This is a genomic window from Ruegeria sp. CDSC025 (assembly GCF_059610805.1).
The window spans coordinates 144,826-169,328 of record NZ_JBXWOJ010000003.1 but is presented as its reverse complement, the minus strand read 5'-3'; the positions used below and the strand labels follow the sequence as shown (position 1 = coordinate 169,328).

General features: G+C 57.5%; 24 protein-coding genes. 18 read left to right on the top strand and 6 right to left on the bottom strand.

Going from position 1 to position 24,503, the window contains the following annotated elements:
* Positions 1-67: 67 nt before the first annotated feature.
* The 7 genes from AC2FH8_RS06265 to AC2FH8_RS06235 all read left to right on the top strand — a co-directional run bounded on the left by AC2FH8_RS06265 (position 68) and on the right by AC2FH8_RS06235 (position 7,640).
* On the top strand, positions 68-1,174 hold the full coding sequence (locus AC2FH8_RS06265; RefSeq protein ID WP_142635706.1) for an ABC transporter permease: 1,107 nt from the start codon (positions 68-70) through the stop codon (positions 1,172-1,174).
* A 1-nt stretch (position 1,175) separates the two neighbouring features.
* Entirely contained in the window at positions 1,176-1,997 is an 822-nt protein-coding gene (locus tag AC2FH8_RS06260; RefSeq protein WP_142635708.1) for an ATP-binding cassette domain-containing protein, read from the top strand.
* A gap of 83 nt (positions 1,998-2,080) precedes the next feature.
* Positions 2,081-3,913, top strand: a complete 1,833-nt coding sequence (gene iolD, locus AC2FH8_RS06255) for a 3D-(3,5/4)-trihydroxycyclohexane-1,2-dione acylhydrolase (decyclizing) (protein WP_496688861.1) — start codon at positions 2,081-2,083, stop codon at positions 3,911-3,913.
* Positions 3,910-4,809 (top strand): myo-inosose-2 dehydratase, encoded by a 900-nt coding sequence (gene iolE / locus AC2FH8_RS06250; RefSeq protein ID WP_281995351.1) that lies wholly within the window; start codon positions 3,910-3,912, stop codon positions 4,807-4,809. The genes iolD and iolE overlap by 4 nt, the downstream gene beginning before the upstream one ends.
* Positions 4,810-4,857: 48 nt before the next feature.
* Positions 4,858-6,039: a phytanoyl-CoA dioxygenase family protein gene (locus tag AC2FH8_RS06245; protein ID WP_281995350.1), complete on the top strand. Its 1,182-nt coding sequence runs from the start codon at positions 4,858-4,860 to the stop codon at positions 6,037-6,039.
* A 39-nt stretch (positions 6,040-6,078) separates the two neighbouring features.
* On the top strand, positions 6,079-6,885 hold the full coding sequence (gene iolB / locus AC2FH8_RS06240) for a 5-deoxy-glucuronate isomerase (RefSeq protein ID WP_281995349.1): 807 nt from the start codon (positions 6,079-6,081) through the stop codon (positions 6,883-6,885).
* Positions 6,882-7,640 carry an SDR family NAD(P)-dependent oxidoreductase gene (locus AC2FH8_RS06235; RefSeq protein WP_496688858.1) on the top strand — a complete coding sequence of 253 codons (759 nt, stop codon included), beginning with the start codon at positions 6,882-6,884 and terminating at the stop codon, positions 7,638-7,640. Before iolB ends, AC2FH8_RS06235 begins: the two co-directional genes overlap by 4 nt.
* Positions 7,641-7,689: 49 nt before the next feature.
* On the opposite strand, the gene AC2FH8_RS06230 is transcribed toward AC2FH8_RS06235, so the two are convergent.
* From AC2FH8_RS06230 to iolC, 3 genes are read right to left on the bottom strand one after another with little or no spacing between them, the layout of a single operon-like run.
* Positions 7,690-8,529, bottom strand: a complete 840-nt coding sequence (locus AC2FH8_RS06230; RefSeq protein ID WP_496688856.1) for a class II fructose-bisphosphate aldolase — start codon at positions 8,527-8,529, stop codon at positions 7,690-7,692.
* Positions 8,526-9,362, bottom strand: a complete 837-nt coding sequence (locus AC2FH8_RS06225) for a 5-deoxy-glucuronate isomerase (protein WP_496688854.1) — start codon at positions 9,360-9,362, stop codon at positions 8,526-8,528. The genes AC2FH8_RS06230 and AC2FH8_RS06225 overlap by 4 nt, the downstream gene beginning before the upstream one ends.
* A 9-nt stretch (positions 9,363-9,371) precedes the next feature.
* The gene (iolC, locus tag AC2FH8_RS06220) at positions 9,372-10,340 is read right to left on the bottom strand and encodes a 5-dehydro-2-deoxygluconokinase (protein WP_496689155.1); all 969 of its coding nucleotides are present in this window, start codon (positions 10,338-10,340) and stop codon (positions 9,372-9,374) included.
* A gap of 126 nt (positions 10,341-10,466) precedes the next feature.
* On the opposite strand from iolC, the gene AC2FH8_RS06215 reads away from it, so the two are divergent.
* Both AC2FH8_RS06215 and AC2FH8_RS06210 read left to right on the top strand, forming a co-directional pair.
* Complete coding sequence (locus tag AC2FH8_RS06215) at positions 10,467-11,570, top strand: Gfo/Idh/MocA family protein (RefSeq protein ID WP_281995346.1); 1,104 nt, start codon at positions 10,467-10,469, stop codon at positions 11,568-11,570.
* Between the two features lie 37 nt (positions 11,571-11,607).
* Positions 11,608-12,741, top strand: coding sequence for a Gfo/Idh/MocA family protein (locus AC2FH8_RS06210; RefSeq protein ID WP_496688851.1), 1,134 nt, complete (start codon positions 11,608-11,610; stop codon positions 12,739-12,741).
* Here the strand turns inward: AC2FH8_RS06210 and AC2FH8_RS06205 are convergent, their stop codons facing one another.
* A complete protein-coding gene (locus AC2FH8_RS06205) occupies positions 12,742-13,740 on the bottom strand; it encodes a LacI family DNA-binding transcriptional regulator (protein ID WP_496688849.1) in 999 nt (332 codons plus the stop codon).
* Between the two features lie 381 nt (positions 13,741-14,121).
* Here AC2FH8_RS06205 and AC2FH8_RS06200 point away from each other — a divergent pair, with 381 nt between their 5' ends.
* The 9 genes from AC2FH8_RS06200 (at position 14,122) to AC2FH8_RS06160 (ending at position 22,639) form a co-directional block, all read left to right on the top strand.
* Positions 14,122-14,310, top strand: a complete 189-nt coding sequence (locus AC2FH8_RS06200) for a Flp family type IVb pilin (RefSeq protein WP_281972471.1) — start codon at positions 14,122-14,124, stop codon at positions 14,308-14,310.
* 163 nt (positions 14,311-14,473) lie between these two features.
* Entirely contained in the window at positions 14,474-15,301 is an 828-nt protein-coding gene (gene cpaB / locus AC2FH8_RS06195) for a Flp pilus assembly protein CpaB (protein WP_142635731.1), read from the top strand.
* Between the two features lie 30 nt (positions 15,302-15,331).
* Complete coding sequence (locus AC2FH8_RS06190; protein WP_142635733.1) at positions 15,332-16,816, top strand: pilus assembly protein TadG-related protein; 1,485 nt, start codon at positions 15,332-15,334, stop codon at positions 16,814-16,816.
* Positions 16,813-17,304 (top strand): TadE/TadG family type IV pilus assembly protein, encoded by a 492-nt coding sequence (locus AC2FH8_RS06185; RefSeq protein WP_142635735.1) that lies wholly within the window; start codon positions 16,813-16,815, stop codon positions 17,302-17,304. The genes AC2FH8_RS06190 and AC2FH8_RS06185 overlap by 4 nt, the downstream gene beginning before the upstream one ends.
* Entirely contained in the window at positions 17,301-17,939 is a 639-nt protein-coding gene (locus AC2FH8_RS06180) for a TadE/TadG family type IV pilus assembly protein (protein WP_281995342.1), read from the top strand. Before AC2FH8_RS06185 ends, AC2FH8_RS06180 begins: the two co-directional genes overlap by 4 nt.
* A gap of 11 nt (positions 17,940-17,950) precedes the next feature.
* Positions 17,951-19,156 (top strand): CpaE/TadZ family protein, encoded by a 1,206-nt coding sequence (locus AC2FH8_RS06175; RefSeq protein WP_142635739.1) that lies wholly within the window; start codon positions 17,951-17,953, stop codon positions 19,154-19,156.
* Positions 19,157-19,204: 48 nt separating this feature from the next.
* Positions 19,205-20,602 carry a TadA family conjugal transfer-associated ATPase gene (locus tag AC2FH8_RS06170; RefSeq protein ID WP_142635741.1) on the top strand — a complete coding sequence of 466 codons (1,398 nt, stop codon included), beginning with the start codon at positions 19,205-19,207 and terminating at the stop codon, positions 20,600-20,602.
* 11 nt (positions 20,603-20,613) lie between these two features.
* A complete protein-coding gene (locus AC2FH8_RS06165; protein ID WP_496688845.1) occupies positions 20,614-21,642 on the top strand; it encodes a type II secretion system F family protein in 1,029 nt (342 codons plus the stop codon).
* A 22-nt stretch (positions 21,643-21,664) separates the two neighbouring features.
* Positions 21,665-22,639 carry a type II secretion system F family protein gene (locus tag AC2FH8_RS06160; protein ID WP_496688843.1) on the top strand — a complete coding sequence of 325 codons (975 nt, stop codon included), beginning with the start codon at positions 21,665-21,667 and terminating at the stop codon, positions 22,637-22,639.
* Positions 22,640-22,652: 13 nt separating this feature from the next.
* On the opposite strand, the gene AC2FH8_RS06155 is transcribed toward AC2FH8_RS06160, so the two are convergent.
* Together AC2FH8_RS06155 and AC2FH8_RS06150 are read right to left on the bottom strand one after the other, a co-directional pair.
* Positions 22,653-23,144: an A24 family peptidase gene (locus AC2FH8_RS06155; protein ID WP_496688841.1), complete on the bottom strand. Its 492-nt coding sequence runs from the start codon at positions 23,142-23,144 to the stop codon at positions 22,653-22,655.
* The gene (locus AC2FH8_RS06150) at positions 23,144-23,989 is read right to left on the bottom strand and encodes a helix-turn-helix transcriptional regulator (RefSeq protein ID WP_496689153.1); all 846 of its coding nucleotides are present in this window, start codon (positions 23,987-23,989) and stop codon (positions 23,144-23,146) included. The genes AC2FH8_RS06155 and AC2FH8_RS06150 overlap by 1 nt, the downstream gene beginning before the upstream one ends.
* Positions 23,990-24,503: the final 514 nt, after the last annotated feature.

The window sequence follows — 24,503 nt, the reverse complement described above, 5'->3', positions numbered from 1 at the left end:
CCGTTTGGGACAGTGAAAAACAGAAACGGCGCCAGGTGCGCCGTTTCAACCGAATTGGGAGGGAAACATGAGTGAGTCAGCACCCGTCACTACGGACGAACGCGTAAAGAAAGAACCGTTTCTGACCAAGCTGATGAAACGTCCAGAGCTTGGTGCCATGGCCGGTGTGGTACTGGTGGTCATTTTCTTCGCGCTCACGGCAGACGATTCCATGTTCACGCTGGCTGGAGTTATGAACTTCATGACGCCCGCGGCACAGCTGGGTATCCTGGCTATCGGAGCGGCGCTGCTGATGATCGGGGGTGAGTTTGACCTGTCGATCGGTTCGATGGTTGCCTTTGCAGGCCTGTTCTTTGGTGTCTGCGTGGTGACTTGGCAGTTACCTCTGATCATTGCGATCCCAATGACATTTGTTTTTGCGGCCTTTGTTGGGGCGGTGAACGGCAATATCGTCATACGGTCGGGTTTGCCTTCTTTTATTGTAACTCTGGCTTTCCTTTTCATTCTGCGCGGTCTCTCACTGGTGGGTCTCAAAGCAGCCACTGGGGGGTCAACCCAGCTGCGTGGCGTGCGCGACGTAGTCGAAAACGACTGGCTGGCCCCGTTCTTCTCGGGCGAAGCTTTTGCCGGTTTGTTTGCCTGGCTGGCTGCAAACGGATTGATCGACACATTCAAAAACGGGGCGCCGAAAGTACCGGGCATTCCGGTCGAGATTTTGTGGTTTATCGTTCTGGCCCTAGCGGCGACCTATGTTTTGCTGCGGACCCCAGCTGGAAACTGGATTTTTGCCGCCGGTGGCGACAGTAATGCGGCGTCGAATTCTGGTGTGCCGGTGAGCCGTATCAAAGTTTCTTTGTTCATGCTAACCGCCTGTTGCGCGGCGCTGGTTGCAATCATCACCGTGATCGACGCGGGATCGACCGATGCGCGCCGTGGCTTCCAGAAAGAGTTTGAGGCCATCATTGCGGCGGTGATCGGGGGCTGTCTGCTGACCGGCGGCTATGGATCGGCCATCGGGGCGTTCTTTGGCGCGATCATCTTTGGCATGGTGGTCATCGGGCTGACTTACACGGATTTCGATCAGGACTGGTTCCAGGTGTTCCTGGGCGCAATGCTTCTGATCGCGGTATTGTTCAACAACGCCATCCGCAAACGCGTAACCGGGGAGCGCTGATATGACTGAAGACAGCAAGTTCCATCACGGGGATGCGGTAAAGGATGTCGCGCCGATCGTGCAAATGAAGAATATCGAAAAGCACTTTGGTAACATTATTGCCCTGGCAGGCGTCAGCTTTGACGTCAGGCCTGGCGAATGCCACTGCCTGCTGGGCGACAACGGTGCCGGAAAGTCGACCTTCATCAAGACCATGTCCGGAGTTCACAAACCCACCAAGGGCGAGATCTTTTTCGAAGGCAAACCGCTGCAGTTTGACACGCCACGCGATGCGATGGAGGCGGGCATTGCGACCGTGTTTCAGGATCTGGCGATGATCCCGCTGATGAGTGTGACGCGGAATTTCTTCATGGGTCGCGAACCGACCAAGGGCAAGGGATTGCTGAAACGGTTCGATATCGACCAGGCCAATGAGGTCTGTATGGCCGAGATGCGCAAGATGGGTATCAATCTGCGCGGGCCGGATCAGGCCGTTGGAACCCTGTCAGGGGGCGAGCGTCAGACGGTTGCCATTGCCCGGGCGGTTTACTTCGGGGCCAAGGTTTTGATCCTTGATGAGCCGACCTCGGCACTTGGGGTACGTCAGACATCGAATGTTTTGGCAACCATCGACAAGGTGCGTAATCAGGGCGTGGGTGTGGTGTTTATCAGCCATAACGTGCGCCATGCGCTGGCAGTGGGTGATCGCTTTACCGTGCTCAATCGTGGCAAGACGCTGGGCACGGCCACACGTGGAGAGATCACACCCGAGGAATTGCAGGACCTGATGGCCGGAGGTCAGGAAATGGCCCAGCTGGAAGGCTCTTTGGGCGGAACGGTTTAACCGTTCCCCCGTCTGGGCCACAGGCCCGCTAATTTCGAAATTGCAGGAATGGCCGAGATGGCCTTGTGTTGAAAGGTATCACTATGGGCAACACAGTCCGACTGACCGCAGCGCAAGCTTTGGTGCGCTATCTGGGCGCGCAGATGAACGAAGCGGGCGAGCCCTTTATCGCCGGTGTCTGGGCCATTTTTGGCCATGGCAATGTGGCCGGGCTGGGCGAAGCGCTGCACGGCGCGAAAGACAGCCTGCCAACCTATCGCGGGCAAAATGAACAGACAATGGCACATTGCGCGATTGCCTATGCCAAGCAGACGCGGCGGATGCGGGCGATGGCGGTGACCTCATCCATTGGACCGGGGGCGACCAATATGGTCACCGCGGCGGCGTTGGCGCATGTGAATAGGTTGCCGGTTCTGATTATCCCCGGCGATGTGTTTGCCACCCGCGGGCCTGACCCTGTGTTGCAACAGATCGAAAGCTTTGGTGATGGTACGGTTAGTGCCAATGACTGTTTTCGCCCGGTCAGCCGGTACTATGATCGCATCACGCGGCCTGAACATCTGTTGACGGCCTTGCCTCGTGCCTTTCGCACCATGACCGATCCGGCCGATTGCGGGCCTGTGACGTTGGCCTTTTGCCAGGATGTTCAGGCCGAAGCCTATGACTATCCCGAGAGTTTCTTCGAGCCGAGGGTCTGGTATCAGCGCCGCATTCGCCCGGATGAGGCGGAGTTGGCCCGTGCGGTGGCTGCGATCAGATCAGCCAAACGTCCCGTTATCGTTTCCGGAGGTGGCGTGCATTACTCCGGAGCGACGGATGTGCTGCAGAGCTTTGTGGAATCCCACAATATCCCGATCACCGAGACGCAGGCCGGGAAATCGGCGCTGGCCTGGGATCATCCGTTGAACCTTGGCCCGGTTGGTGTAACCGGTGGTGAACCGGCCAACGCCACCTGCGCCGAGGCCGATCTGGTGCTTGCTGTTGGGACGCGGTTGCAGGACTTTACCACCGGGTCCTGGGGGCTGTTTTCCAATCCGAACCGCGAGATGATCTGCCTGAACACAGCCGCCTATGACGCCGAAAAACACGGCGCAATGCCGCTGCAAAGCGATGCGCGTGTCGGGTTAGAGGAACTTGGCGAAGCCTTGCACGGCTACCGGGCCGACCCGGTGGCGGACACGCTGAAGGCAGATTGGTTTGGCAAGGTGGATGCACTGACCGACGCGCCCGGTGACGGAAACGCGTTGCCTACGGATATGCAGGTAGTGGGTGCGGTGCAACGCGCCTCGGACAATAACACGGTAGTCATGTGCGCCGCGGGCACGATGCCGGGTGAGCTGCACAAGCTGTGGAAAGCGCCCCGCCCAGGTGCCTATCACATGGAATACGGGTTCAGTTGCATGGGCTATGAAATCGCCGGTGCAATGGGCATCAAGATGGCCCAGCCTGATCGCGACGTCATCTGCTTTACCGGTGACGGCACCTATATGATGGCGAACTCCGAAATGGCGACGGCAGCGATGATGGGCATTTCCTTTACTGTCGTCGTGACCGACAATCGTGGATTCGGCTGCATCAACCGTCTGCAAATGGGCACTGGCGGGGCCGAGTTTAACAATTTGCTGGATCACGCGGTGCACGAAACGCCCTCGGCCATAGACTTCGCTGCGCATGCGGCGGCGATGGGGGCGACCTCGGTCAAGGTGGGCTCGATCGTTGAGCTGGAGCAGGCATTGGCCAAACGTGGCGAGGTCACCGGCCCCTATGTGGTCGTCATAGACACCGATCCGTACCCGTCGACCGAATATGGCGGCACCTGGTGGGAAGTGGCCGTGCCCGAAGTCAGCATCCGCCCGGAAGTGAATGAAAAGCGCGCAGCCTATGAGGTTGCCATCAAGGAAAGAAACACGAAATGAGCGTGAAGATCGGCATCTCTCCGATTGCATGGCAGAATGATGATCTGCCGGACCTGACCGCGGCTTACACGATGGAACAGGCCCTGAAAGAGGCGCGCGAGATCGGCTATACCGGCGTCGAACGCGGTCAGCGGATGCCCGGCGATACCGAAGGTCTGCGCGCCTATCTCGACACCAATGATATCGTCCTGTGTGGCGGTTGGTGTTCTGGGGCTTCTCTGGTTAACGATTTTGTCACCGAGCGCGAGGCCGTGCGCGCGCAGGTCGAACAATTCGTAGCGCTCAACAGCCCGTGCATCGTCTATGCCGAATGTTCGAACACCGTGCAGGGGCAGATCGGGGTCGCGGTTAATGACCGGGTGAAACTGTCCCGGGATGAGGTGTTGGCCTATGCCGCCAAAATCACCGAGCTGGCCAAATGGATGGCTGATCAGGGCATGCCGATGGCCTATCACCACCACATGGGCACGATTATCGAAAGCGAAGAGGATGTGAACTGGTTGATGGAAGGGTCGGGCCCCGAGGTCGGCTTGTGCTTTGATACCGGCCACTTGCTGTTTGGTGGCGGCAACGTGATGGCGACCCTCAATCGGTGGGGTGACCGGGTGCATCACGTCCATTTCAAGGATATCCGTCCGGCGGTCGTACAGGATGTGCGCGAAAACAACCGCAGCTTCCTGGATGCTGTCGTCGCGGGAGCGTTCACTGTGCCTGGCGATGGTTGCATTGATTTTCAAGCCGTGGCGAATGCGTTGAAATCTATGGGTTATAGCGGCTGGATCGTGGTCGAGGCCGAACAGGACCCCGCCAAGGCCCCACCCCAAGAGTATTCCAAGATGGGCTACGACCACATTGTCGATGTCTGCGCTCAGGCAAGATTGGAGATCACCAACTAACAAACCGCCCCAAGGGGCAACACCAAGGCCATGAAGAAGGAGAAAATCATGGTAAGTCAAAGAATTGGATATGTCGGGTATTTTGACCGGGAATCCTGTGATCTGGACGAATTCAAGGTGTTGACCTCTCGGAAACTGACCTCGGACATGGTTCCGCAGGCCGCGATGATCGAAAAGAACGTCCCCGTCTATGACATGAATGCCCTGCGTCCCGCGCTGGAAGATACAGGGCAACGGCGCGCTTTGATGGCGGAATGGGGCCATGTGCTGAACCAATCCGCCGGGGTGATCGCGCTGAAAGGGGCCTATCAGGATCTGTCGGTGATCGACCGGGCGACCGAGGTTTTTCGGCAGATCATCGACGAGGAACGCCAAAGCGGCGAAGGCGAGGGTGATCATTTTGCCGCCTCGGGTGCGAATGACCGGATCTGGAATGCGCTGCAAAAGCACTGCCTGCGCGATCCGGAAGGTTTCTCAAAATACTTCGGCAACGCTGCTGTTGCCACCGCCTGCGAGGCATGGCTGGGGCCGAACTATCAGGTCACGGCTCAGGTCAATCAGGTCCGCCCCGGCGGCAAGGCACAGCAGGCGCATAGGGACTACCATCTGGGCTTTCAGACCGCTGAAAGCGCTGCCCGGTACCCGGTGCATGCACATCTGCTGACGGCGGCGCTGACCTTGCAGGGGGCAGTGGCACATTGTGACATGCCGGTGGAAAGCGGGCCCACCAAACTGTTGCCGTTTTCACAGCTATATCCAGCCGGATATATTGGCTTTCACGACCCCGCGCACAGGGACCACTTTGAGAAGAGCTATGTTCAGGTGCCGTTGAACAAAGGCGACGCGGTGTTCTTCAACCCCGCACTGTTCCACTCGGCCGGCGAGAACCGCAGCACGGATATCGACCGCATGGCGAACTTGTTGCAGATCTCATCCGCTTTTGGTCGTGCGATGGAGGCCATCGACCGCCGGTCCATGGCGCAGGCCGTGCTGCCGTCACTGGTGGCCCTGAAGCAAAGCGGCGAGCTGACTGGGTCCGAACTGGACGCGGCCATCGCGGCGACGGCCGAAGGTTATCCGTTTCCGACAAATCTGGACACAGATCCCCCGATTGGCGGTAACGCTCCGGAAAGCCAGGCGGATATCTTGCGGCGTGCGGTCGCCGAAGAATGGACGCCAGAGCAACTGACCTCGGCACTTTCGGCGTTGAAAACCCGACAATCCGCCTGACGTTACGAACCGGGCCGGCGCGCCCAGAAAGGAGGCCCCATGGCCAACCTGCTCAGGAAACCACGCGGCCCCCATGGCAAGGTGCATGACATCACCCCTGCCTCTGCGGGATGGCGCTATGTCGGGTTCGGTCTTTACCAACTACGCGCAGGTGACAAGGCGACCGAAGAAACCGGTGACAATGAGGTCATCCTGGTCATGGTCGAGGGCAAGGCGCATATCACCGGGGCCGGGCAGGATTGGGGTGTGCTGGGTGACCGCATGGATGTCTTTGAAAAGACGCCGCCGCATTGTCTGTACCTGCCCAACGGAACCGATTGGCAGGCCGTGGCGGAAACCGATTGTGTTGTGGCCGTGTGTTCGGCTCCCGGCACAGGTGGCCACCCGGCGCGACGGATCGGGCCGGGTGGCATCACACTGACCGAACGCGGGAAGGGTGTGAATACCCGCTATATCAACAATATCGCGATGGAGGCCGAAGACGTCGCTGACAGCCTGCTGGTGACCGAGGTCTTCACGCCCAATGGCCACTGGTCCTCCTACCCCAGCCATCGCCATGATGAGGATGACTTTCCTCGCATAACCTATCTGGAAGAGACCTATTACCACCGTTTGAACCCCTCGAACGGGTTCGGCATTCAGCGGGTCTATACCGATGATGGCGATCTGGACGAGGCTATGGCTGTATCTGATGGCGATGTCGTGATCGTCCCGCGCGGGCATCATCCCTGCGGTGCGCCCTATGGGTTTGAGATGTACTATCTGAACGTCATGGCCGGCCCATTGCGGAAATGGCGCTTTGTTGCCGCCCCCGAAGTTGAATGGATCATGGAGCGTGACGCATGAGCGCGAATTTTGCGAATTACCCCGGTCTTGCGGGAAAAACAGTTTTTATCACCGGCGGGGCCGGGGGGATCGGCGCCGAAACGGTTCGCGCCTTTGCCGCCCAGGGGGCCAGGGTCGGGTTTGTTGATCTGAACGCAGATGCGGGCCAAGCGCTGCTGGCAGAACTGGATGGGCAGCATGCCTTTGCCCAATGCGATTTGCGCGACATTGAGGCATTGCAGGCCGCCTTCGAGCGGCTGGTCGCCGCGCTGGGCGAGGCGGATGTTCTGGTCAACAACGCTGCCCATGACGAACGCCACGACTGGCGCGAGGTAACGCCGGAGTATTGGGATGACCGAATGGCAACCAATATCCGCCATATGTTCTTTGCCATCCAGTCGGTGGCCCCGGGCATGATCGCTAAGGGCAAGGGGGCCATCGTCAACCTAGGCTCGAATTCCTGGTGGGAATGCGGGGCGGGGTTCCCGGCCTATGCCACCGCCAAATCTGCCGTTCACGGCCTGACCCGCACCATGGCGCGCGAGCTGGGCGACCATCGCATCAGGGTGAACACGGTAGTTCCGGGCTGGATCATGACGGAGAGGCAAAAAGAGTTATGGGTGACACCCGAGGCGCTGGCCAAGCAGGTGGATCGTCAATGTCTCCCGGACCCGATTGAGCCGATCTATGTGGCGCGCATGGTCCTGTTTCTGGCCTCGGACGACGCGGCCATGTGCAGCGCGGGGAATTTCATGGTCGAAGGCGGCTCGATCTGAGGTGATGCCGCTTGACGGTGCGCTCCCGACCGACTGGTAACTTGACGCCCTAATGCTGCGGCGGGGCGCCAAAGGCACGGATCACGGTGCGGGCAGCAGCCTCAACTGGGTCGTGCGTTTCCTTCAGGATCGTGACGCGGTCAAACCGTTCAGGATCACGATTGACGGCTTCACGCATGGCATTTCCGAATGCCATACGCAGCTCGGTCCCGATATTGAACTTGCAGATCGAGGTCTCGCGCGCCAGCTTCATACGCTGCTCTACCGGCACACCGGACCCGCCATGAATGACCAAAGGCACTTCGGTCACGGCATCGATTTCGGCGATACGCGCCTCATCCAGGCCACCTTCTTTGTTTTGCTGCAAGTGAACATTGCCAACCGAAATCGCCATCGCGTCGACGCCGCTTTCGCGTGCAAACTTCGCGGCTTCCTCGGGGTCGGTACCATTTGAGCCTTCGCCACCGGAATACCCCACAAAGCCGATCTCTCCCTCGCATGAAATCCCTGCCGCATGGGCCATTTCGGCAATGGCCGCGGTCTCATCGATGTTTTGCTGCAATGGCTTACGCGACCCGTCGAACATCAGCGAGGTAAAGCCGCTGTCCAACGCGATTTTGCAGTCCTCGAACGTGTACCCATGGTCCAGGTGGGCGACGACGGGGATAGAGGCGTTTTCGGCCAGATAGCGGAACATCTTGCCCAGAATGGGCAGGGGTGTGTGCTCGCGGCAACTGGGTCCGGCCTGCAGGATCAGAGGCGCGTTTTCGGCCTCGGCTCCGGCCACATAGGCGCGCATATCCTCCCATCCTAACGTGACCAGGCCGCCCACGGCATAGCCTTGTTCATAAGCCGGTTGCAGAACGTCTTTCAGTGTGGCGAGGGTCATTTGAATTTTGCAATCATGTCTTTGATGCCCGGTATGGTTTCGATCTGATAGGCATGGGTGGGTTGGAAATACTGGACTAGCGAGCGTTGGGTCAGGCCGCCGAGGATCGTGAAATAATACATCTCATACCCCGGCAGGACGCAGCAGGGGTGATAACCCTTGTCGATACAGACGGTCGATCCGTCCATGATATGATAGGCGTCGCCCGGTTCGTTATCCTCGCGCTGCAGCATCTGCAGGCCAGAGCCCCAGTTGGGTTTGAAACGGAAATTATAGGTCTCGTCATGGCGGGTCTCATCCGGCAGGCGGTTGGTATCGTGTTTGTGGCTGGGAAATCCCGACCAGCCGCCCTGACCCACGGTGAACAGCTCACTCACCAGCAGACGGCCCACCTTGTCATGCTGTTTCTGGCCCAGGATGTGCTTGATCTTGCGGTGGGTTTTGGTGTCGTCGCTGCCGTATTGCACCAGATCGTGCTGGCGGACATCGAACGGGTCCAAAACCTTGTCGTATCTGGCGCCTGCGATGAAGACTTCGGAATGATCCGAGATGCAGACGATCTGCACCTTCGCGCCAACAGGTGCATAAACGCCCTCTGGCTCTCCATCCCAGACATCCTCTCCTCGGTTGCCCAGCTTGGCAAATTGCACGCCTTCGACATCCACATCGACCGTACCTGTGGCCGGGACGATGCAGGTCTCATATCCCGGCACTTGATATTCGAACGCCTCGCCCTGTTTCAGTTTGACGATGTTGAAATAGTTCAGGGGCACCATTGGGTCATCGACATCCACGATGGGTTTGTTCTGGTTGTCATAGGGGGCGATATGCATTGGGATCTCCTATGCCGTGGGGCCGGGATGGGTGGCCAGAAACGCGTCCAGCTGTTCGGTGGTCGGCATCGCGGGCGCGCAGCCGGGTTGAGACACGACGATCGAGGCGCAGGCCGAACCGCGCATCACCGCGTCCTTCAGCGAGTACCCCGCTGCAACCGAGGCCAGTAACCCGGCCATGAAACTGTCACCTGCGCCATTCGGCTTGACGGCAGTCACCGGATAGATGCCTGTCTGAAATTCCTGCCCGCCCATCAGCGTGATGGCGCCTTTTTCACCCATTTTATAGATCACCACGCGGCCTGGTTTGGCCGCCAGTTCCTGCGCCTTGGCAAACCCTTTGTTTATCCCGCCCGCCATGAAACCGAATTCTTCGTCATTGCCTACGATCAGATCACTGGCGTCACCGGCGCGGGACAGGACCTCGGACGCGACTTCGGGTGAGGGCCAACTGTAAGGGCGATAGTCTATGTCAAATATTACGGGCACACCGGCCTTACGGGCCGTGTCGATGGCCCGGAATGTGGCGCTGCGCGAAGGCTCGGCCGCAAAGACGGTTCCGGCCGAGATCACAGCCGAGAAGGAGCTGAAATCGACCTGGTCCATATCCTCTTCGGTGACTTGGAAATCGACTGCGCCATTGCGGTAGATGACATTCTGGAAATCTTCTGTCCGGCTTTCGTAGATTGCCAGCGACATGCGGTATTCGCCCCTTACAACCCGTATGTTGGACGTATCGACGCCGTAATGCGCCAGCCGGTTCAGGCAGAACCGCGCGACCGCGTCGTCAGATACCGAGGTGATCAGCGACGCTTGACTGCCCAGCTTGACCAGACCCACACATATATTTGCCGATGAACCGCCCAGATCGGCCCGGAACGCGTCGGCATCCTCACTTTTCTCGCCGATGGGATCGGCAAACAGGTCCATGCCCGCACGACCCAAGACGCCAAAGCGGTTTCCTTTGATACCGTCCATCAAAGCGGTCAAGTCATTTCCTCCGGCGAAAAGGGTCGGCAAGGTGTGTTGATCCTTGCGTTGAATCGATTCACACGATACTGATTTTGCAACCGGTTGCAAATGATATGTGCGAGGCCGCGGCAGATGCCTGAAATTGGAATTGGAATTGTTGGCGGCGGCTATATGGGCAAGGCCCACTCGGTCGCGATGTCAGCGGTAGGTGCGGTGTTCGACACCGTGCTGCGCCCGCGACTTGAGGTGATCTGTGCCTCGACATCTGCAAGCGCGGAAGTCTATCGTGCCGCCTACGGGTTCCAGCGCGCCACCGATGACTGGCGCATGTTGGTCGAGGATCCAAAGGTCGAGGCCATTGTGATCGCCTCACCTCAGTCGACACACCGTCAAATCGCTGAGGCGGCGTTTGCCCTTGGTAAACCGGTGCTGTGCGAAAAACCCTTGGGGGCGTCCTTGGACGACAGCCGCGCGATGGTGGCGGCAGCCGAGGCCACAGGTGCAATCAACATGGTCGGGTTCAACTATATCCGTACGCCCGCCAGCCAATATGCGCGTCAGCTTATTGTTGAAGGGGAAATCGGTCAGGTCACATGGTTCCGTGGCGAACATACTGAGGATTTCTATGCCGACCCCGAGGCCCCGGCAACCTGGCGCACAACGGGAATGGCCAATGGAACCATCGGCGATCTTGCTCCGCATATGGTGAATGGTGCGTTGGCGCTGATCGGGCCGATCACTCAGGTTATGGCCGATGTGGAGACGGTGCACCGGCATCGCCCCGGCGGCGAAGTTACCAATGATGATCACGCGCAGATGATGTGCCGTTTTGAAAACGGGGTCATGGGAAACCTTTATTTCAGCCGCGTCGCAACGGGTCGCAAGATGGGTTACGCCTATGAGATCTCGGGTACCAAAGGTGCGATCCGGTTCGATCAAGAGGATCAGAACGCCCTGTGGCTGTATCGCCGCGAAGGCCCCGAGGCCACGCGCGGGTTCACCAAGATCCTGACCGGCCCCGCGCATCCGGATTACGAGCCCTTTTGCCAGGGCCCTGGCCACGGGACAGGATATCAGGATCAGATCATTATCGAGGCCAAGGATTTTCTGCAGGCCATCCATTCGGGAGAGAACATCTGGCCCACCTTCCGCACCGGGCATGATGTGAACCGCGTTCTGGCGGCTGCATTGGCCTCGTCAGACGCACGGCAATGGACAGATATCAGCGATTTCTGAAAGCTCACCACCCAATTTCCAAAGAGAGACCAAGACCATGACAAAGCTGAAATGGGGCATGATCGGTGGCGGTGAAGGCAGCCAGATTGGCCCTGCGCACCGCCTTGGCGCACAGGCCGATGGGCTGTTTGAGTTCGCTGCCGGAGCGTTGGACCACCGCCCCGACGTGGGACGTGAATATGCACAGCGTCTGGGCGTTGCAACTGATCGCGCCTATGGCGACTGGCAAGAGATGCTAGCCGGTGAAAAAGACCGTAGCGACCGCATCGATCTGGTTACAATCGCGACACCGAACTCGACCCATTTTGAAATTGCCAAGGCCTATCTCGAGGCGGGTTTTAACGTTCTGTGCGAAAAGCCGATGACGATGACCGTGGAAGAAGGCGAAGAGATCGTGCGCATCGCCGAAGCATCGGGCAAGCTATGCGCCGTGAATTATTGCTATTCGGCTTATCCGATGGTGCGCCAGGCACGTGCAATGGTGAGGGTCGGGGATATCGGCAAGGTGCGTCTGGTCGTGACGAATTTCAGCCACGGCCACCACGGGGATGCCACTGACGCCGACAATCCGCGCGTGCGCTGGCGGTATGATCCGGCGATGGCCGGTGTCTCGGGGCAGTTCGCGGATTGCGGTATACACGCGCTGCATATGGCCAGCTTCATTTGCGATGATGAGGTCACGTCGCTGTCCGCCGACATGGCCTCGACCATCTCAAGCCGCGTGCTGGAGGATGATGCCATGGTCAACTTCCGGACAGAGCGTGGCACCGTCGGGCGCTTGTGGACTTCGTCCGTTGCGATCGGGCGCCAACATGGGTTCGACATTCAGGTCTTCGGTGAAACCGGCGGTCTGCGCTGGACCTCGGAACAGCCCAACCAGTTGCTCTATACACCGGTCGGCGGCCGCACACAGATCATTGAAAAGGGCGAAGGTGGCTTGTACGAGGACGCCCAGCGCCTGTCGCGGGTGGCCATCGCACATCCTGAAGGGTTTCCCTTGGCTGTGGCCAACATCTATTGCGATCTGGCCGATGCCATTCGTGGCGAAACCCGCGACGGGTTGCCAGGCGCAGCGGATGGGGTGCGGTCTATCGCAGCGGTCCATGCTGCCGTTGCGTCGGGCAATGAAGACGGAGCCTGGAAGGATGCGCGCCCCCCTATGTTCCGCTGACTAGGTGCGGGGGCGCAGCGTGCCCCTTTCGACTACGCGGCAGGGGAAAATGCGGGCCTCGGGATAACGCTCGGGGTCTTTCAGCATCTCTTCCACCAGATCCACAGACGAGGTGATGATTTGCTTGATCGGTTGGTGGATGGTCGTCAGATTCACGCTTTCCCAACGCGACATCTCCATGTCATTCAGGCCGATGATCCCGATATCCTTGCCCGGTTTCAGCCCGTGATCCGACAGGGCGGACAGCGCACCGACGGACAGAATGTCATCGCCGCAGAAATAGCTTTCGGCTGGTTGACCCTTTAGCAGATCCAGCATTTCCGCGCGCCCCGCCTCAAATGAATAGGCCCCGGCGAAAGAGTATGTGACCTCAAGATCAGGGTGCTTTTCCGCCTCTTCCATAAAGCCCTGATATCGATCCATGGCCGAGGTCGCATCTTTTGGCCCGCCCAAATATCCAACGCGCCGATAACCCCGCGCCTGCAGCTCGCGGGCTGCCATGCGACCACATTCGACATTGTCGATCCCGACGACATGTACCTCTGGTGAGGTCGCCGAGCGCCCGAACGTATGCACAACCGGGACGCCAGCGTCGTGAAAGGCCTTGGCGAAACTTGGCGGCAGGGTCGAAGAGGCCACGATGGCAGCGTCAACAGAATACTGGCGCAGCATCCGAACGGAATTGGCAGGCTCGGTCTCATCGGTCAGGTTCACGATCAACGGGCGCAGACCGCGTTCCTGCAAGGCGCGCGTGAATTGATCGAAGACTTCAAGGAAAATCGGGTTGTGAAAGTTGTTCGAGATCAACCCAATCAGTTTTGTCCGCCCCGTGGTCAGGGACGAGGCCAGGGCGTTTGGGCTGTAACCCAGTTCCGCCGCGGCCTTTTCCACCTTGCTTCGGGTTTTTGCCGAAACCGAGGCACCCTCGGTAAAGGTGCGCGACACGGCAGAGCGCGACACCCCGGCCAGAGCTGCGACGTCTTTTAGGGTGACGCTCATGTTTCGTACCTGCAGAAGAAAGGTGGGATGACAGACATTTTCATGTCGTGATACTAAGCCAGTTAGTCTGGTGGCTGCAATCGGTTGCAAATGATTGCTCGTTTGACGCGGGGCCCGGTTTATTGACCCCGAGCAGCTTCTCAACAGTCGATTCTTTCTGATGGGAGATCAGGTAAATCTGCTGCCGCGCACCGTAAATCGGTCCGCGATTTTACACATTTCCGCCCAAAATGATCGAAAATTCGCCCTAAGCGGGAATTTCTTTTCGTTTGTGGGGAGGTTTCGGCACCGCCTCATCGGTAACGATTTAGTTAACGGGGGTGTGTTCCTCGTGTCAGTGCGGGATTTCGCACTTTGGTAAAACAGTCTGGAGTTCAAGTAATGTTGAATGGAATTCGCAAAGTATTTCTGAAGCTACGCAAAGACGAGAGTGGCGCCACCCTGGTTGAATATGGCATCGCGCTGTTTGTTGCGATTGTCGTCGGCGGGACAATTCTGACCAATTTGGCTGGCACGACCAGCAGCAACTTTAGTGATGCAAACTCGGCAGCCCAGCGGACAACGCCTTAAGCTGCGCGCCAATTTCCTAAGTGAAAAAAACCTGACTTCCCATTCGCAAGTGTGGGGCGTCAGTTTCCTACCAGACCACCTTTGATTTGCATAAGCGGTCTGTTTGGCCATTCAGGCCCAATTAAGTAATTATCCTGAGTTTTCCCGGGAATTGGAGGATACCATGCGTATTAAATCATTTTTGATGACTTTCCTGGGAATAGGTTTGGCGGGTGGCGCAGTCATTCTGGCACAGGATCAGATCCGAAGGAATCAGTCAGCGGGTGAACCAACCATAGTTCGTGTTGTGGCCGTGGCCGAAGATATCGCGTTCGGAACGCCGATCGAAGGGCACAAGCTGACGACCATTGATTGGCCTACTGCATCTGTGCCTGCAGGTGTTTTTACAAGTTTTGATGATGTCCTGCCTGCCGCAGGCATAGAACCTCGCCGGGCCAAGCGCGCTTTGGCGCAGGGCGAAATTCTTTTGACCTCGAAAGTTTCCGATTTTGGTGAAAAAGTGACAATCGTTCAGACGATTGGCGAGAATAACCGCGCGATGGCGATCAATGTCGACGCGCAGACAGGGGTAGGCGGATTTGTTACGCCTGGCGACTTTGTCGACATTGTTCTGACCCGCGGCACCAATGATACACTGCGTGCAGTGACGATCCTGCAGAATATCCGGGTCATCGGCGTGGACCAAACCGCGGATGAAGAGCTTGACCAACCGGGCATTGCCCGCACGGTTACGATCGAGGTCACCCCGGATGAAGGTCAGAAGTTGGCTCTGGCGCAGAAGGCTGGGCAGCTCAGCCTGTCTCTGCGGTCTCTGCAAACAGAAGAGGATAAGCCGCTGGAAGCGGTTCGCCTCAGCGACATCCTCCTTGAAAAATCACCGCTAGAAGAGGGCACGCCCAGGCCGATTGTGAAAGTTCGCCGTGGGGCAACCGACGTTCAGGAAATTCAGGTCTTTGGGAACACCAGTGCAACAACTGAGCCGGTGAACTGAGGTCAGGTTGGTCTTTCGAGGGAGGTTGATATGACTTCGCTACGCAAAATCAGGGACAAAGAAGACGGCACAATTCTGGTTTTTGTCGGCATGTTCATGGTCGTCATGATCGGAATGGCTGCACTGACTTTTGATCTGGGGCGTATCGCCTCTACCCAAACTGACATGCAAGCCTATACCGACCACGTGGCGCTTGCCGCCGCAGGAGAGCTGGATGGCAATGCTGACGCCATTACACGTGCAACAGCTGCGGCATCCGGCATGATCGACGACGAACAGTTTTTCGCTGATGGCAGCCAAAGCCTTGGAACTTCTGCGGATTTTTCGCTTCGTTTTCTGACCGGATTGCCTACTCCGGGGGCAGACCCAGACGATAACGACTCGGTTACGCCCTTTGTGACGACAGACCCGGCGCGTGCTGTCTTGGTCGAGGTGACCGCGACACCACGGACTGTTTTCCTGCCTTTTGGCCGATCGCTGGCCAGCTTGCTGGGCGTCGCCAGCCCGTCCGGAGAGGTGAATTCAGTCTCGATCGCTGGGTATTCAGCATATGCCTGTGACGTAACGCCGTTGATGTTCTGCATCCCGTCGGGCTGGACCTCCAGCGCCAATATCGGCGCTTCCATCAAATTGCGTACTGGCGGCAACAACTCGGCCTGGGGGCCGGGGAATTTCGGATTTCTGGATCCAACGGATATCGGGATCAATCCAAACGGGCCATGCGCCGGTCTGACTGGTTCAAAGCTGTATATCTGCCTCATTGCTGCGAATGGGAACCTGACCAAATGCGTGTCTCAGCGCGGTGTCGACACCGAACCCGGTCAGCGGAACGGGATTGGCAGCGCGATCTACAATTCGCGGTTCGATATGTTCCAGGCGACCATGAACCAACTGAAGAACGATCCAGACTATGCACCGGGCCCAAATGTGATCTCGGGCTGGGACCATACTGGTGGGGGATGTTTGAACAACAATCCGACCCTGTCGACCAATACTATTCCAATGCCGCCGGATGATTGCTTTGACCCGGTGAGTGGTCTTTGCAATGGCAGCCGTTTTGGCGATGGCAACTGGACGTCAGGGCAAGCAGCTTACAACCTTATGAATTATGGCGTTGGACCGGACGGTACGCTGACACCGCATGCGCAGGGTGCACCGACAGGAAACACCCGGTATCAGGTATATCTGGACGAGGTCAGCCGGGCCGGGTCAGGCGATATCGTCACCGGACGGGACGAGACCGGCCGCGCCCAATGTTCAAGCCAGCCCAGCACCGACCCCGACCGCCGGACATTTATCGCCGCAGCGATTGACTGCACCGCGAACCCGGTTTCCGGGCGGGCCACCGATGTGCCGGTGAAGGAGTTCGTAAAAGTCTTTCTGTTTCAGCCGCTTGAAGAATCCACAGGCTCGGATTTCGACATCTTCGTCGAGGTGGTCAAACAGGTTGGCGGCGGAGTTGGCGGCAGTGCCGTTGATGGCATTTTCCGCGATGTTGTGAGGCTGTACCGATGAAGCCGCTGGGTCGCTTCCTCTCACGCTTTCGGCGCTGCGAGTCTGGCGCGCCGATGGTCGAGTTCGCCATGGTTCTGCCGGTTATCTTGCTGTTCTTTGTTGTGATCATCGAGGGCAGCCGGATCACCTGGATACATCAGGCGACATCTGCCGGCGTACGGGATGCGTCACGCATGATCGCTCGCATCGCACCGCTGGATCTATGCAGCGCGGGTGGCGTCGCAAGCTATGATGCAATGGCCACAGATATTGTCGCCAACCGACTGGGCGGTGGGGCGCATTTGCCGGTCGGAACAACGCTGGTGGATGTAACCCCGACCTGCATATCGCGGTCTGGCAGCTATCGTATTGACCCGACCTCAGTGGTCGAAGTGACCGCGAAAATCCAGATTGATTTTATCCTGGGCAATGTTCTGGGCCTGTTCGGCGGGGCTGTTAGCACGCTTGACACGGTGATTTCGGATCAGAGCCGGGTGTTCGGCGTATGACCCGAGTGTCGCATATCCTGCGGACCTTCCGGCGTCAGGAGCGTGGCGCCGCCCTGGTCGAATTGGGGATGGTCATTCCACTGTTCCTGTTGCTGATGTTCGGCATTGTGGATTATGGCCGGTTGTTCTGGTCGACAACCATGGCGCAGAAGGCGATGCAAAAAGCAGCCAGGCTGGCAACTCTTGGGCCTCCGCTTTGCGGTGCGTTGCCGACCGAGCACACGCTGGCAAGCGGCGCTCCTACAAGTACGAAATTTGGGGTGCTCTGCCGCAGTGGCAATGTCTGTGCCGTGCCTGCCCTGCCTGCGCCTTGCCCGTTGAATACCGCGACGGATTACGGCGCACGTGTCTGGAATGATATCCGCATGTTGCTGCCACCGGGAACGACTGCCGCCAACGTACAGATCGGATATTCGCATGACGCGCGCCTTGGATTTTTAGGGGGGCCATACACGCCGGTCGTTACCGCCGAACTTGTTAACGTAAACTTTAACTTCATGATGCCAATCGCCGGTCTTGCCGCTCTTGCGTCGAACGGCACAACCCCTGCGTCAAATACCCCCAACAGTATTTCTCTTCCCGCGATGAGCACATCGGTTCCCGCCGAAGATCTGGCGGCCGGGGCGAGTGAGTAAGGAGAAACATAATGAGTGCCAAGCAGATTTCAGTATTGTTGATTTCACCGGACGAGCAGATTTACTCGGCCATAGAAGGCTCGTTGCGGGGGCAGGCGAACTGCCGGTTCACCGGTCGTCAGGACACCGTTGCGGGGGTAAACGGCTCTGCGATCTCGCTGACTGCAGAGCATGATGTTGTTCTGTTCGATGTGGATGAGAATTCCGGGGACCTACTGCAAACCGCACGGAAAATCTGTGATGCCCGTATGCCAAATGCGATCATCATTGCGTTGGCCCACGAGGATCTGCCCTTGGAAAAGGCGCGCCAGCTGAAAAAGCTTGGTGTCGACGACGTTCTTCCGAGAAAGTGGATCGACGAGGAAATTGTGCCGCAGGTGGACGCAATCCGGGCCCGCCGTCAGGCGCAGTTGCCGGCCGTGTGGGGCGGTCAGGCAACCCTGGGCAAAGTGATCGCCGTGGCGAAATCCCGTGGTGGGGTTGGATCGTCTATCGTCGCTGCCAATCTGGCCAACGAGCTACAGGCCAAGGAAGGGTTCTTCAAGAAGAAAGCCGCCAACGAAGTCGCGGTTGTCGATTTGGATTTTCAGTTCGGATCTATTGCCGCCCTGATGGATGTTGAGGAAAGTGACGCCATGTGGCGGATGGCGATGGATGAGAGCATTCCCGATGGCGCCTTTCTGGAACAGGCCATGACCAAATCCCCCTGTGGGGTTGATGTTCTGGCTGCACCGTCGCGCTTTGGTCCTCTCAGTGCCATTAATGAAGAACAGATCTCGGCCATTTTGGACAGCCTTAAGCGCAGCCATGATTATGTGATTATTGATCTGCCGCGAGCTCTGGTCGAGTGGATCACGCCGGTGTTGTCGCAAGCCGACCGGCTGCTTTTGGTAACGGATGTCGCAGTGCCTTCGATCCGGTCAGCGCGGAAATTGATGGATTTCTATCACGCCGAAAACCCGGCCTTGGAAATCCAGCTGGTTGCGAGCCTGGAAAAGAAACCCCTGATCCCGGCCGCGCACCACCGCGCAGCGGCAAAGCTGTTGGAACAGGATTTCGCCCACTGGATCCCCAAGGATGAGCGAACCGTTCGTGAATGCGTGGATCGGGGCGTACCTCTGCAAGAGGTCTCAAACCGGGCGCCTCTGACACGGGCCATCCGCCGCATCGCGCAGGAAACCACAGTTTCTCTGCCGCCACGCGTGGGCAAACAGTAAATCGAAGTCCGAAGATGTGAAGATCAGTTAAGTAAAAGGTAAAGCAGAATGTTTCGTGAATTTGACAGAACGGGTCGCACAACATCCCAATCCCCAAAAGTTGTGCCGTTGGACACGAAACAGCCGAACGGAAATGTTGCTGATATCGAGGTCAAGAACGCCGAACGCCGTGCCATGGAGCGCGAGCGCGAGATGGACCGTATCGACCTCAAGGCCCGGATGCACAACTCGTTGCTTGATAAGCTGAATCTGGCTGTGATCGACAAGGTCGAAGAAGACACATTGCGGGGCGAAATCGGCAAACACGCAACTGATCTGTTGCGGTCCGAGGGCCGGGCCATGCGGTCTGAGGAAATCAAGCTTTTGGTCGAAGAACTGATGCACGAGGTGCTTGGGCTTGGGCCACTGGAGCCTTTGCTGGCCGACCCTTCGATCAACGATATTCTGGTGAACGGTCACAAGCAGATTTTCGTCGAACGTTCAGGTATTCTGGAAAAAACCTCGGCGCGTTTTCGGGATGAACGTCATTTGCTTCGGATCATCGACAAGATTGTCAGTCGTGTCGGCCGTCGTATTGATGAACGCCAACCCTGGGTGGATGCGCGGCTTGAGGATGGCAGCCGTGTAAACGCGATCATTCGGCCCTGCGCGCTGGACGGGCCGGCCTTGTCGATCCGTAAATTCGCGCGCGTACCGCTGACGATGGAGCGGTTGGTTAAGAACGATGCATTGAATGACAGTGCTGCGGCGTTGTTGCGCGGTCTGGTCGAGGCAAAGATGAATGTCCTGATTTCCGGAGGAACCGGATCAGGTAAAACGACAATGCTGAATGCCCTGTCTTCCTATATCGGCGGCAACGAACGGGTCGTGACCATCGAAGACGCTGCTGAACTGCAACTGCAGCAGGAACATGTTCTCCGCATGGAGACCCGCCCAGCCGGTTTGGACGGGACCGGCGCTGTGGCCCAGCGTGATCTTGTCCGCAACGCGCTGCGGATGCGCCCTGACCGTATTGTGGTCGGCGAGGTGCGCGGATCAGAGGCCTTCGACATGCTGCAGGCGATGAATACCGGCCATGACGGTTCGATGACGACCGTTCATGCCAACAGTCCACGCGATGCGCTGTCTCGGGTCGAACAGATGGTACAGATGGGCGGGATGGAGCTGCCGCATTCGGCGATCCGGGCCACCATCGCTTCGGCCATCCACTTTGTGCTTCAGTTGAACCGACTGTCAGACGGGACGCGCCGGGTTACTTCAATCTCGGAAGTGACTGGAATGGAAGGCGACATCATCACCATGCAGGACATCTTTGTCTTCAAGCGCGAAGGCAAGGATGAAGATGGCAAGGTTCTGGGCCGGTTCATGCCCACGGGAATTCGGCCAAAATCCAGCGATGCACTGGCGGCTGCCGGGGTCGACCTGTCCACGGTCAAGTTCAACTAAGGAGGTCCGGGATGTTCGAGGAAATCAGGTCATATCTGGCCAATCTGAACATCAACAACCTGATCGGCCCGGAAATGGAAGTTGCCGGGTTCGATGTCAGGTTTGTTCTGGCGCTTGCGGTTTTCCTGGGTGCGCTGATTGCTTTTGAAGGGCTGCGTCAGTTTATGCGGCGTGGCGAAAACCGCGAAGAGGCGATCAACCGCCGAATTCAGATGCTGTCCGAGGGGAAGTCGGGTGAGGATGTCCTCAGCCTGTTGAAACCGCAGGAAGCCAAGCCACTGTTGCGGAGTTTCCCGCTGGTGGGGGATTTGCCTCTGGCGTTGAAGGTTTCGGGCCTGAACATGGTTCCCGAAATGTTTCTGGCCGGTTGCGGCGCAGCCTTTCTGATCTCGGCCATTGGTGGGTCTATGGTGGCTGATCCGTTGAAAGTGGTCCCCACCTGCGCCCTTGTTTTCCTGATCGCGCCACTGGTTGCGTTGGGGGTGACGTTGCGCAAGCGCAAGGCGGCGTTGATCAAGCAGTTGCCCGATGCGCTGGACCTGATGTCCCGTGGATTGAAGGTGGGGCACCCACTGAACACAACCTTACAAAGTGTCGCCGAAGAAATGCCTGACCCAATTGGAACTGAGTTTGGGCTGGTCGTTGATCAGGTCTCTTATGGCGAAGAACTGACGACTGCGATCAAAAGCATGGCTGACCGCATCGATGAAGAAGATATCCAGTATCTAGCTGTTGCGCTGATGATGCAGCACGGCACAGGTGGTGACCTGGCCGGCATCTTGCGCACGCTGGCCCGCGTGATCCGAGCGCGAATGTCATTGCGTCGCAAGGTCAAGGCCATCTCGGCCGAAGGCCGCATGACGGCTTATATCCTGTCATCCATTCCCGTTGGCATTGCCGTGTTCATGACCATCATGACGCCGACATATTATGGCGATGTCGCGGACTCTCCGGCCTTTGTGCCAGTCATGAGCGTTATCGCAGTGACCATCGTCCTGAACGCGATTGTGATGTTCAAGCTTGTGAATTTCCGGATTTGAAGAGGCGTATTCGATGGAGTATTTGAGTTCGATTTTTGATAGCGAATTATCAACGCAGATCCTGGTTCTGGGTTGTGTGCTGATAGGTGCGGTCGTAGCGTTTCTTGGTATCTCGTCCTCGCTTAGCGAACGGTCCACAGCCGCAGAGCGCATGGTGTCAAGCCGACCACGTCAGGCTTTGTCACGGGCAGTTCCTGAAAAAGTCGAGGGCGAAGCGCCGACAGGTTTGAGTGCGGCCCTGATACCCAGCGATGCCAGTGTACGTTTCGAAGTTGGGCAAGTGTTGGCGCGTTCCGGATTTCGCAGCAAAAACGCAATCGTGAATTTCTATCTTATCCGTTTGGGGCTGGCGACGTTCCTGCCGCTGGCCTTCCTCTTCCTGATGTCCTGGCAACCGGCAAACAACTTGGGTGCGCGGATCGCGGAATATACGTCCAGCCTGAACGCGTTCGAGATTATCCGGAATGTCGGCGTATTGTGCGGGATCGGGTATCTCATACCGCAGTTATGGATGGGCGCCCGGATCAAAGAGCGCAAGCGTCTGATGGAAAATGCGTTTCCGAACATGCTGGATCTGCTTCAGATCGGTATCGAGGCTGGCCTCGGTTTTGATCAGGCCTTGCTGAAAGTGGCGGTCGAAATGCAACTTGTCGCGCCAGAAATGTCCGAAGAGATGCTGATTGCGCTTTCCGAGATTCAGGCAGGGCGTGACCGAGATACCGCGCTGATGCGTATGGCGCGTCGAACAGGTATCGAGGAAATGAGCTCATTCGTAAGCGTTGTGCTGCAATCGACCCGGTTTGGCGTTCCCCTGGCTGCGGCTTTGAACACTTATGCCGAAGAAATGCGTGAACTGCGCGAGGTGCGGGCACAGGAAAAGGCCAACAAGTTGCCTGTCCAAATGTCGGCGGTTATGGCCAGTTTTATGCTGCCTGCAATCGCTGGGCTGATCCTGGCCCCGATCGTGATCCGTTATATGGATGCGTTTGGCCCCTAAGACGCTGGCATGGTCAGAACCAAAGCGCAGTAGCCGACCAGATTGCTAGGATCACCCCGGATGATCCGATAGCGATTCCAAGAGGAAATTCGCGCGACTGGGCGGTTGACTTGATATGCGGGGAAGTTTGTCGGGCGAGACGCCGAAACAGCGACATTCCGATCAGCCCCGCTGCCATGCAGCCTGCCAGTATTAGCAGATAGGTCGATACGACCGGGACCGGAATTGCGGCAAATACGATTGGCAATATCTTGGCGTCGCCACCGCCCAGCCAACCCGCTGCAAACAGACCGAAACAAATCGCAAAACACGCTGCGGCCACAAGAAGGCGCAGCAGCAGTTGGTTCCAATCCGGAAACGGCGCGGTCATAAGCACGACTGCACCGCCCAGCAGGCAGTACAGGTTAGGGATGCGCATTTGGGTGAAATCCGTCCAGGCGATCATTACGAACAGCGGTGTGAATACCCACAATGTCAGCCAGGACTGCCAGTCCAGTTCAGGCATCAGGCACGTGCCTGGCTAGGTTTCCCATGAAGGGCCTCGCGCTCTTCTACCGATACCAAGCGCCGGGCCAGCATGTGGAAGGTGTCCAGCGCCGTTTTTGAATAGATATGCTTGAGATGCGTGCGAACTGTCGCTGGTCCGATCTCAAGTTCGGCACCAATGGACTGAGGCGACAACCCGCGTGAAACAAGAACGCAAACACGCCATTCGGCACGGGTCAGGCCCGTTGGGTTCTCGGTGCTGAGAATAGGTGCTTCACTGTATGATTTTCTGAGTGCGGTGACTGATTGCCGAGACAATGATTCAGTGATCAGTCCGGCTCGGCGGGCCTGATAGGTCTCGGATAGTTGCGGAGCCACCTGTTCAATAGCTTCGCGGTAACCGGGTTCGGAACTCTGCCCGAAATGAAGTTCCAGAAAGTCGATTTCGCCGCCGTTATGGTCCAGGCATATGAACAGAATGTCATCCAGCTTGCGGTGCGACATCCAATCTAACAAAACTGCGGAGATATCACTTGGGTCTGCCCCGTCATCTCGCAGACTAAACACCGAGGCGCGTTTTGGTTTGTTCCGAAACGGGCCGAGGGCGTCGTTGGCGAAAGAATGAAACAACGGTCTTTGGAATTTTGGATCCCGTGTGTCAGCCCGTGCGGCAACACGATGGGCCCCTTTGTTCAGCCACACACGGCTGATGACAGCACAATCGGCGCCAAATGCTTTGACGATACCTTCAAGCGCGGCATCAAGAACGACGCCTGCCTGGCTCCAATGAATGAAATTAATGATGGCTCTGGCATGAAGCGCGTTTGGCAACCACGCTGCGCTCTGAGCATTCCCCCGGACCATAGATAACAACCTGTACTCGAACAAACATAAACGCGCATTTGCAATATAAGAGTGCGCAACCTCCTACCGATTCTTTACATTCCTATAGTTCTATATAATCGTCTAAAACTCATCTAAAAAATCATTAACCTAATTATGTACGATCAATTCGTCGCGTTTCAGTAAACAAACTGCACAAAATTCGCGGACTATTTCTTTGACCTGTTCGCGGAATACGGGGCGAAGCGTAGTGGTTTATGCCTTTTTTGTAAGGTTATTGCGCTTGTTTGGTCGTCGGTTGGTCGGGCGGTTGCCTGTATTCACCGATGCAGCCGTGGAGGGATTAACCGTTTTTCAATTTGTCACAATTCTTGATTTGCACGATGCTTCGGGTTTGAGAATCCAGGTTCAAACGGCTTGATCTGCAGGGGAAGTCAGCTCGTCCCGGTGACCATCTGAGCTGTATCATGCGGCCCGGGCTCTCCTTTAGATTTAGCAACAACTTCTTGCTTGCCGAGCAGAGCGGCACTGCCTG